The sequence below is a fragment of the Pseudoclavibacter chungangensis genome (genome assembly GCF_013410545.1).
Lineage (GTDB): Bacteria > Actinomycetota > Actinomycetes > Actinomycetales > Microbacteriaceae > Pseudoclavibacter > Pseudoclavibacter chungangensis.
Genome location: NZ_JACCFV010000001.1, coordinates 1,283,979 through 1,298,915 on the forward strand (window position 1 = coordinate 1,283,979; position 14,937 = coordinate 1,298,915).

General features: G+C 69.9%; 13 protein-coding genes and 1 pseudogene. 9 read left to right on the top strand and 5 right to left on the bottom strand.

Annotation, left to right across the window (positions count from 1 at the left end; all coding sequences use genetic code 11):
• Nucleotides 1-17: 17 nt before the first annotated feature.
• The 8 genes from HNR16_RS05765 to HNR16_RS05800 all read left to right on the top strand — a co-directional run bounded on the left by HNR16_RS05765 (nt 18) and on the right by HNR16_RS05800 (nt 7,882).
• Complete coding sequence (locus HNR16_RS05765; protein ID WP_158042178.1) at nt 18-671, top strand: NADPH-dependent F420 reductase; 654 nt, start codon at nt 18-20, stop codon at nt 669-671.
• Nucleotides 672-695: 24 nt separating this feature from the next.
• On the top strand, nt 696-1,118 hold the full coding sequence (locus HNR16_RS05770) for a GlcG/HbpS family heme-binding protein (protein WP_158042177.1): 423 nt from the start codon (nt 696-698) through the stop codon (nt 1,116-1,118).
• A 248-nt stretch (nt 1,119-1,366) separates the two neighbouring features.
• On the top strand, nt 1,367-1,996 hold the full coding sequence (locus HNR16_RS05775; protein ID WP_158042176.1) for an AraC family transcriptional regulator: 630 nt from the start codon (nt 1,367-1,369) through the stop codon (nt 1,994-1,996).
• Nucleotides 1,997-2,082: 86 nt separating this feature from the next.
• Entirely contained in the window at nt 2,083-3,402 is a 1,320-nt protein-coding gene (locus HNR16_RS05780) for an ISL3 family transposase (RefSeq protein WP_420850442.1), read from the top strand.
• Between the two features lie 10 nt (nt 3,403-3,412).
• Entirely contained in the window at nt 3,413-3,838 is a 426-nt protein-coding gene (locus HNR16_RS05785) for a hypothetical protein (RefSeq protein WP_179558126.1), read from the top strand.
• A gap of 422 nt (nt 3,839-4,260) precedes the next feature.
• Entirely contained in the window at nt 4,261-4,995 is a 735-nt protein-coding gene (locus HNR16_RS05790) for a hypothetical protein (protein ID WP_158040896.1), read from the top strand.
• Nucleotides 4,976-6,085 (top strand): fatty acid desaturase family protein, encoded by a 1,110-nt coding sequence (locus HNR16_RS05795; RefSeq protein WP_377700732.1) that lies wholly within the window; start codon nt 4,976-4,978, stop codon nt 6,083-6,085. Before HNR16_RS05790 ends, HNR16_RS05795 begins: the two co-directional genes overlap by 20 nt.
• A 999-nt stretch (nt 6,086-7,084) precedes the next feature.
• The gene (locus tag HNR16_RS05800; protein ID WP_158040898.1) at nt 7,085-7,882 is read left to right on the top strand and encodes a siderophore-interacting protein; all 798 of its coding nucleotides are present in this window, start codon (nt 7,085-7,087) and stop codon (nt 7,880-7,882) included.
• A 63-nt stretch (nt 7,883-7,945) separates the two neighbouring features.
• On the opposite strand, the gene HNR16_RS05805 is transcribed toward HNR16_RS05800, so the two are convergent.
• The 4 genes and pseudogenes from HNR16_RS05805 to HNR16_RS05820 form a co-directional block, all read right to left on the bottom strand.
• Entirely contained in the window at nt 7,946-8,827 is an 882-nt protein-coding gene (locus HNR16_RS05805) for an alpha/beta fold hydrolase (protein WP_158040899.1), read from the bottom strand.
• 148 nt (nt 8,828-8,975) lie between these two features.
• Nucleotides 8,976-10,250, bottom strand: a complete 1,275-nt coding sequence (locus HNR16_RS05810) for an MFS transporter (RefSeq protein WP_158040900.1) — start codon at nt 10,248-10,250, stop codon at nt 8,976-8,978.
• Nucleotides 10,251-10,274: 24 nt separating this feature from the next.
• Nucleotides 10,275-11,228: an alpha/beta hydrolase fold domain-containing protein gene (locus HNR16_RS05815; RefSeq protein WP_158040901.1), complete on the bottom strand. Its 954-nt coding sequence runs from the start codon at nt 11,226-11,228 to the stop codon at nt 10,275-10,277.
• Nucleotides 11,229-11,352: 124 nt separating this feature from the next.
• Nucleotides 11,353-12,240, bottom strand: a pseudogene (locus HNR16_RS05820) (alpha/beta hydrolase); the annotation flags it as partial.
• Nucleotides 12,241-12,304: 64 nt separating this feature from the next.
• Between HNR16_RS05820 and HNR16_RS05825 the strand changes: the two are divergent.
• Nucleotides 12,305-13,300 (top strand): LacI family DNA-binding transcriptional regulator, encoded by a 996-nt coding sequence (locus HNR16_RS05825; RefSeq protein ID WP_158040902.1) that lies wholly within the window; start codon nt 12,305-12,307, stop codon nt 13,298-13,300.
• Nucleotides 13,301-13,307: 7 nt separating this feature from the next.
• Here the strand turns inward: HNR16_RS05825 and HNR16_RS05830 are convergent, their stop codons facing one another.
• On the bottom strand, nt 13,308-14,906 hold the full coding sequence (locus HNR16_RS05830; RefSeq protein ID WP_158040903.1) for an AMP-binding protein: 1,599 nt from the start codon (nt 14,904-14,906) through the stop codon (nt 13,308-13,310).
• Between the last annotated feature and the right edge of the window lie 31 nt (nt 14,907-14,937).

Genomic DNA, 14,937 nt, shown 5'->3' on the forward strand with positions numbered 1-14,937 from the left:
CGAAAGGAACTGTGACCATGACTGATTTAGGAATCATCGGAGCCGGACGCATCGGCTCCGCTGTGGCCCGCGTCGCCACCGCAGCCGGATGCACCGTCACCCTCGGCAGCCGTCGCGGGCCCGACGGTCTGCGACCGCTGACCGAGGAGCTCGGCGCGACCCCCGGCACGCCCGAGGGCGCAGCGACCGAAGGCCAGCTGGTGCTGGTAGCGGTGCCGTTCAGCGCTATCGCCGATCTGCCCCGCGAAGCACTGGCCGGGAAGATCCTCATCGATGCGACGAATTACGTGCCCTGGCGCGACGGCAGCGTCGATGCGCTGGAGCACGATCGCGTCGCGACCTCGGCCTATGTGCAGAACTTGTACCCGGATAGCCGGGTCGTCAAGGCGTTCAACCACATCGTCTGGTCAGACATCCCCGCTGACGCCAGGCCCGCAGGAGCGGTGGATCGGCGCGGGATCGTGGTCGCCGGCGACCACGCCGAGAGCACTGAGGTCGTCGCGGCTCTGGTCGACCGGCTCGGCTTCGACCCGGTGAACGTCGGACGGCTCGATCGGAGCTGGCGCATCCAGATCGGCAGCCCCGGCTGGATCACCAACTACGGCGCCGACGAACTCGCCGAAAAGGTCCGCGAAGCCGACACCTGGCACTCCCATCCCATCAACTACTGACCCGGACCCCGAAGGAAACCCACGATGGACGACCTCACCCTGGACCACGCGCAAGAACTCCTCAACGCCGCGCTGTCGTCAGCAGGCGAGCATGATTGGCTCATCAGCGCCGCGGTCATCGACCGGCACGGCAACCTCATCGCGTTCGCGAGACAGGACGGCAGCACCCTCGCCAGCGGCCTGTCCGCGCAGGCCAAGGCCTGGACCGCCGCCGCGATCGGCGCGTCGACCAGCGACCTCCAACCCCTCACCGCTCCAGGCCAGCCGATCCACGGGCTCCCGCATGCCGCAGGCCCAAATCGCCCGATCACACCCGTTCCGGGAGGCATCCCGATCCACGCCACCGACGGAACGCTTCTGGGCGGGATCGGAATTGGCGGGGCACCCCTACCAGGCGACGATCACCTCGTCGCCGAGAGTGCCATGCACCCCCACAAGACCGCCTGATCTGACTGAGTTCCCACGGAATGAGCGTGTCCGATGCGAGGCATCAGTTTCAGGCGCAGCCAGCTGCCACGTTGCGTCGATGCGGGAGGAGCCCGGCTCATTTCCCCGGTGCCTCATAGTTGAGCGGCTCGGATGCCCTCCAGCCCGAGTGCCCGGCAGTTTTCCACGCTACCGGGCGCTCCCCTCGTGCGAGCGGGCTTGTTCCTCTGGTTGCTCGGACACGCTCGATCCATCGGCCTATCGGCCCGGTGGTCTACGACTGCCTCAAGTTCGTGTTCGTCAGGTCGGGTTCTGCCATCGTCTTCAGTGAGTTCGGCCGCCAAGTCGTCAGCGTCGGCGATGCGATCATGCTCGGCCCGAACGTGCTGTTCAGCAACGAACCAGAGGGCCATGTCACGGTCACGGCGATCTACGTTGATACCGACTTCGCCCTCGATCAGTTCTTCTGGCAGCATTCCGCGATCCTGCACGACCGGCTCGACGCGATGGGTTTTGCGGAGAAGGTCTACTCCGAGCCTGCACAGATCCTGCGGCTCGGGAAGGACCGCGCCGGTTTGCTGATGCCGTGGCTCGATGAGATGGTCGCGCTGAGTATCGAGAACCGGTTCCCGCAACGGTTCAACAGGTTGCAGGCACTCTGGTTCGAGATCATGGACGTGCTCGCACCCTTCATCCGCGTCTCCGGTGTTCGCTTGACTCCTCTGCAGCATGCACGCTCCCGCCCGGTGCTGCCGCGCAGCCGCCGGTTCGCGCCGCTGCGTCGCGAAGCACTGCTTGCCCGAGAAGCGCTCCACGGTGACATCGCGCATCAGTGGACGCTGCGCGAGCTGGCCGAGATCGCGCGATTATCCGGCTCTTCGGACATTCGGTGGGGGTGAGGCTCGCCGGGTGATGGTCGGCGGGTAGGGGTCGAGGTCCCCGAGGATCAGTAGCGCCAACTGCTGCTCCAACCGAGGACCTCGACGTGTCTCACGATAGTTCGGGGTGCGCTGACGCGTGCTCCGCCGCCTGCCCGTGTTCCCGCTGCGACTTGCTGCTCGGCCTCGATGGGGTCCATGTCGAGGACGTTGACCGCCGTGACGGGCTGCTGATCGTGACCGTCTCGAGCCCGGCGGCACCGACCGGCTGCCCGTCGTGCGGGGTCGTCGCGACCGGCCGCGGACGTCGCCGACGGGTGCTTCATGATGTGCCCGGCGTGACGCGGGTGCGGATCGTGTGGCGGCAGCGGGTCTGGCGGTGCGACGAGGTGGGATGCGTGCGACGGACGTTCGTGGAGCAGCTCCCGGGTCTGGTGGCCCGGCGCGGGTCGATCACCACGCGCGCCGTCGGCTGGGCGATCGGGCAGCTGCGCCGCGAGCACGCCACCGTGCACGGTATCGCCCGTCAGCTCGGAACGTCGTGGAAGACGGTGTGGCGGGCCGTCGAGCCCGAGCTGGTCAAACTGGCTGAGGACGAGTCCCGGTTCGAGAACGTCACCACCCTCGGCGTCGATGAGCACATCTGGCATCACGTCGACCCCCGAAAGCGCGGCCCGAAGGAACTGACCGGGATGGTCGATCTCAGCCGCGACAGCACCGGAAAGACGCGGGCCAGGCTGCTCGACCTCGTGCCCGGCCGCTCCGGGAAGGCCTACGCGTCCTGGCTCGCCGAACGCGGCGAAGCGTTCCGGCAGAACGTGAAGGTCGCAGCTCTTGACCCGTTCGCCGGCTACAAGACCGCGATCGACGACAAGCTCGAAGACGCCACGGCCGTGCTGGACGCGTTCCACGTCGTCAAGCTCGGCACCGCCGCTGTGGACGAGGTCCGCCGCCGCGTCCAGCAAGACACCCTCGGGCATCGCGGACGGACCGGCGACCCGCTCTACGGGATCCAGACCATCCTCCGCGCCGGCGCCGAGAACCTCACCGAGAAGCAGCGGACCAGGCTCGCGGCAGCGATCGAGGCCGACCCCGCGCACGACGAGGTGTTCGTCGCATGGCAGTGCGCCCAGCAACTGCGTTCCGCCTACCACCAGAAGGACCTCGTCGAGGGGCGGCGGATCGCCGAGAAGGTCGTCGACACATTCCACACCTGCCCGATCCCCGAGATCGCCCGCCTCGGCCGCACCCTCCGCCGCTGGCAGGCAGCGTTCCTGGCCTACTTCACGACCGGACGATCATCGAACGGCGGCACCGAGGCCGTCAACGGGATCATCGAGCTCCACCGCCGCCTCGCCAGAGGGTTCCGCAACCGTCACAACTACCGACTCCGCATGCTCCTCGCCGCCGGCGGACTCACCCCATGACCCCCACCAGATGTCCGAAGAGCCCGTCGTCGCCGCGTTCCGCGGGGCCGGCTTCGACGACCTCACCGTCGTGGCGCGCAACGCCGAAGCGGGTGAGTCGCTCGCCGCGGCCTACGGCTACGGGTGGGTCTCACACGACCCCGCTCCCGGCGCCTCGATCATCGTCAACGTGACACCGCTCGGCATGAACGGGCCGGACGCCGGGGCCCTCTCGTTCGGCGCCGACCACATCGCCGCGGCGCGGACCGTGTTCGACGTCGTCGCGTTCCCGGCCGAGACGCCGCTGATCCGCGGGGCGCGGGAGGCGGACAAAGTGGTCATCACGGGCGCGGAGGTGATCGCCCTGCAGGCCGCCGCACAGTTCGAGAGCTACACGGGTGTGACCCCGACGGTGCAGCAGATCGCCGACGCGTCGGCCCACTCGCGGTCGGTCTGAGTCGGAATGGCCCCGGCCCGCGAGCACGGGATGCACGATGAACTCGTACTCGTCGATCAGACCCAGGTCCGCGAGCGCGCGAGGCAGCGCCACGCCGCACCCGCGACAGCCGCCTGAACAGCCCCAGGTCCGCGAGCGCGCGAGGCAGCGTCACGCCGCCCACCCACAGGCGTTCGCCGGCTTGCTGGTTGAGGCGTCGAACGGCCCCGCCGAGCTCGCCGCGCACAAGGCGGGCATTCAATCGACGCCCCGGAGCGTGGTGGCGGTATTCCTGGACGTGCTGTAGTGTCGCACCGGTTGACGACAGGCCTGTTTTCTGCGTGAGCGTTCTCCGGACCGAGCTGTGGCGTCGAACACCGACCGGCAGGCGATCCGTCAACATGGGTTCGCCTTCCGGGAACTCACCGCAACGAATGCGGCTCATGCACTTCTTGATTGGTTTTCGTATCTTTTCTCGCGCTCCATCCGTGGCGAATTCGAGCACCGAGTGGCGGCAGGCTGCCGATGATGTGGCCGTCGCCACCAGGCGCGGTGAGTTCGCGGGCTTCATCGCCGTATCCGGTGACCGCTTCACCGCGTACGACGCTCTCGCTCGCCCCCTCGTGACGACGCGATCGGTCGACGACGCCCGCACAGCCGTGGAGATGCGCGATGCGGTGCTCGACACGTCGACCGGAGGCCGTGGCGACACACACACGCACCTTCGACCACCCGCCGCTGCCGCGCCCACACGGATCGCTCGGAAGGTCCCCGACGACGGCGAAACGACATCGTGGCGAGCAGCACCGTCAACTGATTCGACACCGGGAGCGGATTCGGATGTACCGCGCCGTCTGTCTGATGCCGCCGAGCTGTTCGCGCCGTTCGATGTGATAGCCGGGGGCGGGGTGGACGGCGTCGCGGCGAAGCCCGAAGGTCTCCGTCGATTCGGAGCGCGGCCCGAAGGGCACGCGCGTGAACGAGATCCGGCCGCGGTCCCTGCAAGCTGGAGTTCACGTGGGATTCGCGTCGTCGTCCGTTCGGCCAATTCTCGCGAGCGCATGACACAATGCATGCGCCGGGTGGAAATAACCGATCGGCTCAGCGGCAGATTTCTCGAATCCCCGGTGATCATCGATTCAGAGATCAGGTGCGCTCATCTCCTTCACGACGGCTGACACGCTCGGCACCCGCGGCCAGATCCGCCAGACCTACGCCCGCAACGGCGATTTCCCGCCGATCGCGGCCGCATACACGCGGCTGGCGGCCGTGATCCGGGAACGTGGGCTGCTTCGCCGCAGTCCTGTGTTCTACCTCGTCGTCGGCATCGCGATCGCCATGGGCTTCGGGGGAGCGGTCACCGGCTTCGTGCTGCTCGGTGACAGCTGGTTCCAGTTGCTCATCGCCGGGGCGCTCGGGATCGTCTTCACCCAGGTCGCATTCCTCGCCCACGAGGCAGGACACCGGCAGATCCTCTCCACGGGACCCGCCAACGATCGCCTGGCGCGAGTGCTCGCCGCCATCGCGGGCATGAGCTATTCGTGGTGGGATGCGAAGCACAGCCGCCACCACGCGAATCCCAACAAGGTCGGTAAGGATCCGGACATCGAGGTCGACACCATCTCGTTCCTCGACGTCGACGCGGCGCGAGCGCGTGGCGTACGCCGACTCATCACGCGGAAGCAGGGGTGGTTCTTCTTCCCATTGCTGACCTTCGAGGGCCTCAACCTCCACGTGCACAGTTTCGCCTACCTCGTCGGTCGCGGCAGCGTGAAGTCTCGTTGGCTGGAACTCGGCTTGATCCTCACCCGCACCGCGGTCGTGTTCGTGCCCCTCTTCGTGCTCCTTCCCTTCGGCATGGCGTGGGCGTTCACGGGCGTGATGCTGGCCGTGTTCGGTGTCTACATGGGCGCCTCGTTCGCTCCGAACCACAAAGGCATGCCCGTCATCGCACCGGACGCGAAACTGGACTTCTTCTCGAAGCAGGTGCGCACCTCCCGGAACATCCGTGGCGGCTGGTGGGTGACCGCACTGATGGGCGGGCTGAACTACCAGGTCGAACATCACCTCTTCCCGAGTATGGCTCGGCCGCAACTCGCGCAGACCCGGATCATCGTCAAGGAATACTGCGAGACGCTCGGCGTGCCCTACACCGAGACCTCGCTCTGGCGCTCCTACGCGATCGTGATCGAGTATCTCAACCGGGTCGGACTCGCTGCACGGGATCCGTTCGAGTGCCCCATGGTCGCGGAGTTCCGACGCGGCTGACGCTGCTCACGCGTCCGCGCCACTCGGCTGCGAGCCAACAGTGGCCCGGGTGCTGGCGAGGGGTCGCCGGTGCCCGCGCGCTCCGACTCACGCGTCCCGTACGGCGATCGCCACGATCCCGATGGATGGCAACCTGCCCCTCGATGATCGAGTGCACGTGGCCCCGGTCGACCGCGCCCACTCGCCGAACGGATCGGCTCGAATGCACCTGAGCCGACCGGTCGGCAGGCGAATCACCACCCTGGACGCGCCTTCACCGACCGTTCTGTTGCACGATTCTGCGGCGTGTCGGCGGGGCTACGTCGTTTCGTGGTCCTGAAGGCACATGCGCTCACTGCCCGTCGCGAATGGTGGGACCGTCGGACCGGATCCCCGACGTGGCGCCGAAACGCGTGCTTCGCGGCATGCCGCGTCTGAACGACTGCGAATGTACACGGACACCCGGGTCCGCCCTGCCATGGCTTTCAGCCGCGTGCGCCCCCAATCCGCGAAGCCACGTCTGAACTCGCCGCTGCGCTGCATCGTGAGCCGAAGCGGGCCGGCGCGCCGTCGTCGCCTCTCCCGTGCGAGTCGCTGTCAGGCCGCCCCGGTCGCACCGCTATGGGGACTCGGGACCATGCGGTCGCCGAACCTCCGGACCGAGCGTGCGACGCGTCTCCTCGAACTCCTGTGCGCGGGAACGATCGAATGCTGCGCGCCCTGTCCGCCGAACGAGCCCACCGACGTCGCCCGTCGACACGGCACCGACGTCCGCACAGGGCCGCGAACGCGCGCGGACGGAATGTTGAGTCACTCGAGCCGGGCGCGCCGTGCTCGTCCATCGATTGACCCCGGATCGGTGACAGCCTACGCTCGGTGAGGTGAACCTAAGTTCACGCTCACGTGTCGTCTCGATCACGGCGCCGCCGGGCCGAGTGGGATGACTGCGGCCGCGTCGAGTGGTTCTGCTCGATGCGGCCGTTCCCGCCACGAGGCGAATCCGCAGCAAGGAATCCCAGCATGCCCAACATCACGGTCACCCACTCCGACTCGGGGCTCGTTCTCACGAACGTCGTGCGCAGTGAACGGGTCAGTCCGCACATCGTCCGGGTGACGTTCGCGGGAGGCGACCTCGACCGCTTCGAGTACAAGGGGTTCGACCAGTGGTTCCGGCTCGCGATCCCCGTGCACGCCGAGGACCGGTTCGACAACCTCCCCTCGAAGTTCGGGTTCGGTGGCCTCCTGAAGTTCCTGACCCTGCCCAAGGGCACGCGGCCGGTGATCCGCAACTACACGATCCGGCAGTTCGACGCGGCCTCCCGTGAACTGGACGTCGACTTCGTCGTCCACGGCACGGAGGGCATCGCGGGCCCCTGGGCGACCACGGTCGAGGCCGGCGCACCCGTCGCCCTCATCGACCAGGGGTGTGGCTGGGCGCCCGTCCCCGCCGCACGGTCCGTCATCGTCGCCGACGAGAGCGCGATGCCGGCGGCGCTCGGCATCCTGCGGGACATGCCCCGCGACAGCGTCGGTGACGCGATCATCGAACTCTTCGACGAGCGCGACAGGCAGGACGTTGACGCGCCCGCGGGGGTGACGGTGCAGTGGCTCGTGCGTGACCCGGCCGATGCGCCGGGCTCACGAGCACTGCCCGCGCTGCGCGAACTCGAGCTCGGCCCGGATGTGTACGGGTTCGCGGTGGGGGAGTCGGCGCTCGCGACCGGCGCACGCCGCCACCTCGTGGGCGAGCGGGGGGTGCCGAAGGCGAACGTCACGTTCTGCGGCTACTGGCGCGTCGGACGCGCCTCGCCGGGCTGATCGGCGGCGCCCGTCACCGCTCGGCGCGTCGTATCCGAAGCAGGACGTGCGCGCCGCCTGGCGTCAGCATGCGAGCCCTGCCAGGAACCCCCGGACCTCCCGGGTGAACAGCTCGTGCGCTTCGAGTTGTGCCCAGTGCCCCGTTGCGGGCACGACGACGGCGCGGGCGTCCGGCATGCGCGCCGCCGCCTCGACCGAACCGGACGGGGCGACCAGTGGATCGAGTTCGCCGTGGAAGAAGAGCGTCGGTGCCGTGATCTCGTGCACCCAGGGGAGCACGTCGTTCCGCAGGCGCGTGCGTCCGAGCGTCGCCTGGTTGTAGCGGCCGTAGGCGATGCCCGCGTCGGGTGCACGCGCCTCGCGTACGAACTCCTCGACGACCTCGCTCGGGAGCGTCGCGGGATCGTGCACGATCGCGCGCAGGGCCGAGCGCGTGAAGCGGTTCGCGAACCGGGCGAGGGGGAGCAGCAGCGCATCCGGCAGGCGCGCACTCGCCCATGCGAGTCGGTGCGTGACGGGGCCGCCCACGCGCTCGGCGAGTCCACCGGGTGCGATCAGGACGAGCCCGGCCACCAACGAAGGATGTCGGAGCGCGACGTTCAGGGCGACGTCCCCGCCCATCGAGACGCCGAACACGACCGCGCGGTCGATGCCGAGCGCCTCGGCGACCCGCACGACGACGTCGGCCAGCGGGCCGGGGCCGCCGACCGGGGCGATCCCGCGAGAGCCACCGAAACCGGGCAGGTCGAGTGCGACGACGTGGTGCTCGCGCCCGAGGGTCTCGATCGTGCGGAACCAGGAGATCCCGGCACTGTCGGTCCCGCCGCCGTGCACGAGGACGAGGGGAGGTGTCGCGTCGGGTGGCCCGCCCGTCAGCACGCGGACCCTGCCCTCGGGAAGCTCGACGACGCGCTCGGTCGCTCCCGGTGGGACGAGATGCGGCATGTGGACTCCTCGCTCGGATCCGGCCCGACGGGCACCGACGACCGAGCCGAACGATCGGGCGATGCCGGGACGAAATCGGCCGCCGTCGGCGGCTCGCGTCGGTCCCGTCCCGGCGAACGCGGTGCGATTCAACCGTATCCGCCGCGCCTCACTTCACCGATCTGATCGGGAGCACCGCGAGGCCGCCGAGCACACCGAACACGATCGCGCCCGCGAAGAGGGCGGTGTAGTTCGCGCCGGAGCCGCCGATCGCGAGCAGCGGGACCGCGATGATCGGCGAGACGAGCTGAGGCACCTGGTAGGAGAGCGCGACGATGCCGAGGTCCTTGCCGGCGTCGCGATGGTGCGGCAGGACCTCGGTCTTGAGTGCGATGTCGACCGACACGTACGCGCCCTGCGCCGCGCCGACGAGTGCGAGGCCCACGAGGAAGATGCTCGTGTCCGGCGCGAACATCGCCACGAGGAGGCCCGCGACCGAGCACGCGCACGAGATCCACACGATCGTCTTGCGCCGCCCGGTTCGGTCCGAGATCCAACCGAACAGCACGTTCGTCAGCAGCCCGCCGATCGTGAAGACGACGAGCGCGGTCGCCTGCACACCGGACGCCTCCTCCTTCGGGACGCCGAGTCGGTCGATGATGAAGAACAGCAGGTACGTCGCGACCGTGAACACGGACATCGTGACGAACATCCGGCACAGGAAGGCCCACAGGAAGTCGGGACTGTCGCGTGGACTGAGCCAGTAGGTCGACACGATCGCGCGCCAGTCCAACGAGGGCGGCCGAGTCGTCCGCACGATGTCGCGCAGGCCGAACGCGAGCGCTCCGGTCAGCACGGCGCCGATCGTCCCGGGCACCATGAACCACAACCACCGTGCGTCGTTCGGCAGGGCCGCGATGATCTGCGTCCCGGCGATGAGCGCCACGCTCCCGCTCGCGCTCGCGAGCCCCGCGACGCGTGCCCGGATGCGAGTCGGGATCTGCTCGGCGAGCAGCGCGTGAACGGCCGCGTTGGCCGCACCGAATCCCGCCTGGACGATCGCCCAGCCGAGCACGATCGGCCACAGCGTCGACGAGAACGCGAGCACGACGACGCCGACGAAGCCGATGACGGCTCCCGCGACGATCCAGGGTCGACGCATGCCGAACCGCGACATCGTGCGATCACTCAGACGGCCGAACAGCGGCGTGATCACGATGACGACGATGCCGCCGATCGCGGTCACGATCGAGAGGTCGACCTCCTTCGTCGCATCGCCGAGGAACGCGAACGTCTTCGGGATCGCCGCGCCGACGACGGCGCTCGTGGCGATGTTGATGCCGAACCAGGCCGCGATGAACATCGGCAGGAACAGTCGTCCCTGACGGGGCGTCGGGGGAGCGGGCGTCGGTGTGGCGATCGGGGTCGCGGGAGGGAGGGACATCGTCGTCCTTTCGATGGGATCGGATCAGGTCGTTCGGTAGGCGAGCGCGAGCTCCGCCGCGAACGTCGACTGCCAGCGGCGGGCGCGGTCGAAGCCCGCCGTCAGGCCGGGTGAGGCGTGCACGTGGCCGGCCCCGAGACGGACTTCCGTCGCGACCCCGACGGCGCAAAGGGCGTCCGCGTACGCGAGAGCGCCGTCGCGGAGCGGGTCGAACTGGGCGACGAGCAGGAGCGCTGGCGCCACGTCGCGGTGGTCGGAATGATCGAGGGGCGAGACCTCGGAGACCGGTGCTGCGCCGCGGTAGAGGGCGGCGACCTCCCAGGCGTCGTCGAGCCCGAAACCGATCGCGTACCGACGCGACGACTCGCCCACGTCGCGGAGCGTCGCGGGCGGCACCTCGAGCGCCTGGTGCCGGAGGGGACGTCCCCCGTCGCGCTCCCGGAGCGCCGCGGTCGCCGCCACGAGCGCACCCGCCGAATTGCCCCCGACACCGAGACGGTCGGCGTCCACGTCGAGCTCGTCGGCACGCGCGCGCAGATCGGCGAGCGCGGCGACGACGTCGTCCACGGCCGCCGGGTAGGGGTGCTCCGGTGCGAGCCGGTACTCGAGCGACACGATCTGCAGGTTCGCGTCGCGGGCGCGGTCCGCCGTGAGGCGATCGCCCAGGATCTCGTCGATCGTTCCCGCGACGAAGCCGCCACCGTGACACCAGAGTTGCGTCGGCATCGCGGTGCCCGTCCGGCCGGCCGGCCGATATCGCCTGGCGCGCAGCTGGCCCGAGCCGCCCGCGATCGTGAACTCGTCGACCGACACATCGCCCCGCGCCGGGGCGGTGAACTCGAGCGCGAGCGCGAGCGCGTCGCTCAGGCGCCTCGCGAGCTCCCGTCGCTCGGGCCACTCGGTCGCACCGTCGAGCGCGAGGTCCGCACGCAGGGCACGCGCGCGTGACGCCCACGCCGTGATCTCGGGCGCGAGCATCACGCGTTCCGTCCCGGCGCGAGCACGGGGCCTCGTGCAGGGTCCGGAGCTGTGCGACGAGGTCGCGGTGGAACGCCGCGGCGGCGGGGACGTCGCCGGTGGCGCCGAGGGAGGTGTGCGTCTGACCGATGTAGCGAACCGCGGTCGTCGGCACGCCCGCGGACGAGAGCGCACGCGCGTACGCTTCCCCGTCACCCCGCAGCGGATCGAGTTCGCACGTACAGATCCATGCGGGCGGAAGGCCCGAGTGGGACGCCGCGAGCAGCGGCGACGCGATCGGATTCCGCGCGGTGCGACGCGCATCGCCGAGGTACTGACGGACCAGTCGGCGACCCATCGAGCGCAGGATGACGCTCGGCACGCTGCGACCGATGCCCCGCGCATCGGCATGGCCCATCGTCAGGTCGAGCGCGGGGTTCTCGAGGATCTGCAGTCGGACGGGACGCCGTGAGCGTTCGCGGTTCAGAAGCGTCACGGCCGCCGCGAGATTGCCGCCCGAGGACGCGCCGCCGATCGCGATCCGGTCCGGGTCGACACCGAGCTCGTGCGCGCGCTCGAACGTCCACTCGAAGGCCGCCCAGCACTGTTCCGGCTGGGTCGGGAACCGGTGCTCCGGCGCGTGCGCGTAGTCGACCGCGACGACCACGATGTCGGCGTCGCGGGCGCGCTCGCGGAACAGGGCGTCCCACGAGACCCAGTCGATCCCGGCGATCGTGAACGCGCCGCCGTAGTTGTAGACGAGCGCGGGAAGGCCCGCACCCGGGTCCGCCCGGTGCGCCGACGGCCAGCACACCCGCACGCGCACGTCGGGATGCCCCTCGACTGGGACGACGTGCTCCTCGTCGGCCGTGTCGAGCGGGGTGATCCCGAGCGCCTCGCTCACGACGTCGTCGTTGCGACGGGCGACGCGGCGACGACCCGCGGGATCGTCCGGTTCGACCGCACGGAGCGGTTTCACGCGGGACTCGAACGCCTCGACAGCGGCATCCAGCCGCAGGCTGCGGAACGACATCGTGACCTCCTCGTCGGATGCGACGATGGTGCACGATCGAAGAACTTCGATGAAGGGGCGGACGATGCGAGCCGGGCCGGGACGCGCGACGATCTACGACGTCGCGGCGCGCGCGGGCGTGAGCATCTCGACCGTCTCCCTCGTCGTCAACGCGCCGCACCGGGTTCGCGCCGAGACGCGGGAACGGGTCGTCGTGGCCGCGGGCGAGCTCGGCTACCGCATGCGCGGGGGCCGGCAGCGGGGCGTGCCGAGCATCGCCGTCGCCGCGCCCTTCACGAGCTACCCCTCGTACCTGCGACGCCTCTCCGGCATGCTCTCGGCCGCGCGCGGCGCGGCCGTCGACATCGTCCCCTACGACCTCGACTCGGCGGCCGCGGCGGTGTCCCCGCTCGTCGAGACGCTCCCCATGCGCTCGGGCGCCTCCGGGCTCGTCGTCATGGGGGTCCCGCTCGGCAACACCGCGCGCCGTGCCGCCCGGGTCGCGGGCTTCCCCGTCGGATACGTCGACATCGAGCCCGGCCGACACGCGCCGCGCGGGCCGGTCGTCCTCGTCGACGATCGCCACGGCGGCGCGCGGATCGGCGCACACCTCGCCTCCCTCGGGCACCGCCGGGTGGCGTTCCTGCACGAACCGCAACGATCGGGCGCCTACGTCTCGGCGGGCATGCTGCGCGCGGAGGGGCTCGGGGAGCACGTCGAGGTGCGCGCACACGCCGCGCGTGATCCCGTGACGGTCGACGCGGACACCGTCCGAGCGGTGCTCGCGGACGGTGCGACGGCGATCGTCGCGAGCCACGACTCCCTCGCCGCCGCAGCGGTCACCACGTGTCGGACGGTCGAGGGAGCGGCGCGACTCGCCGTCGTCGGCTACGACGACGGCGAACTCGCGCGCGCACTCGATCTCACGACCGTGCGCCAGCCGTTCGAGGAGTCGGGGCGAGTGGCGCTCCACCACCTCCTCATGATGGTCGCCGACCCGGCGCCGGCCCCGGAAACGGTCGTACTCGAGCCGGAACTGATCGTCCGGTCGAGCTCGCGTCCTCCCGAACCGGCGGCGTGAGTCGCCCTCACTCCACGGCGGCAGCCTCCGGCTCGACCGCGCGCAGGTCCTTGCGCAGGATCTTCGCCGAACCGGACTTCGGGATCGCGTCGACGAACGCGACCCGGCGCACCTTCTTGTGCGGCGCGACGCGATCCGCGACGAACGCGATCACCTCGTCGGCGTCGAGCGAATCCTCCGCGCGCACGACGAACGCCTTCGGCACCTCCTCGCGGTCGTCGTCGAGGACGCCGATGACGGCCGCATCGGCGATCTTCGGGTGCGACAGCAGCAGCGCCTCGAGCTCGGCCGGGGCGATCTGGTAGCCCTTGTACTTGATGAGCTCCTTGAGGCGATCGACGATCGTGAAGTACCCCGCCTCGTGGTGCACGGCGATGTCACCGGTGTGCAGATACCCGTCCGCGTCGATCGTCGCGGCCGTCTCCTCGGGTCGTCCGAGATAGCCGGCCATGACGTTCGGCCCCTGCACCCACAGTTCGCCCGGCGGGGTCGCACCGTCCGCGCCGTGCGCCACGATCTCCTCGCCCGTGGCGGGGTCGACGAGTTTGCTGCGCACATTCGGCACCGGGATCCCGATCGAGTCGAGGGGGATGTCCGGACGGTCGGCGGGGATGACGTGCGACACCGGGCTCAGCTCCGTCATGCCGTAGCCCTGGAGCATGCGCGCACCGATCCGCTCCGCCGCTCGGCGCCCAGTCTCGCCGTCGAGCGATGCGGCGCCGGAGAGGAGCGTGTGGACCGAGGAGATGTCGAACTGATCCACGACGGGGTGCTTCGCGAGCGCGACCGCGATGGGTGGCGCGATGAACACGTACGTGCAGCGGCGTTCCTCGATCGTCGTGAGGAAATCGACGAGGTCGAAGCGCGGCATGGGGACGAGCGCCGCCCGGCGCCGGAGCGCGAGGTTGAGGAGCACCGTCATGCCGTAGATGTGGAAGAATGGGAGCACCGCGAGCACACGGTCCGACGGTTCGACGCGCACCGTCTCGATGCACTGCGCGACGTTCGCCACGAGGTTCCGGTGGGTGAGCATGACGCCCTTCGGCGTGCCCGTCGTCCCCGACGAGTACGGCAGGACGGCGAGGTGCGTGGCGGGGTCGATCTCGACCTCGGGTGCCGGGCGCCCCTCGGCGAGCAGATCGCGCAGCGAGGGGTGCCCGTCGGCGCCGTCGAGCACGATGACCCGTTCGTCGGGGATACCGACCTCGGCGGCCGCCGCCGCGCCCTGCGGGAGGAGCGGCGAGACCGTGACGAGCCACGTCGCTCGCGCGTCGCGCAACTGCTTCGCGATCTCGTCCGCCGTGAACAGCGCATTGATCGTCGTCGCCGTCGCGCCGGCTCGGAGCACGCCGTGGAACGCGGTCACGAAGGCGGGCACGTTCGGGCTCAGCAGACCCACGACCGTTCCGGGGCCGACACCGCGCTCGGCCAGGGCGCCCGCGAACGCGTCGATCTGTGCGACGAGCGACGCGTAGCTCGTCTCCGCGCCGTCCGCCTGCGCGATGAACGCAGGACGATCGCGATCCGCGTCGTCGAGGTCACCGAAGAGATAGTCGTACACGGTGAGGTCGGGGATCTCGACGTCGGGGTACGGGCTGTCGATCATGGGCGCTCCTTCGCGTCGGGTTCGGATCGGA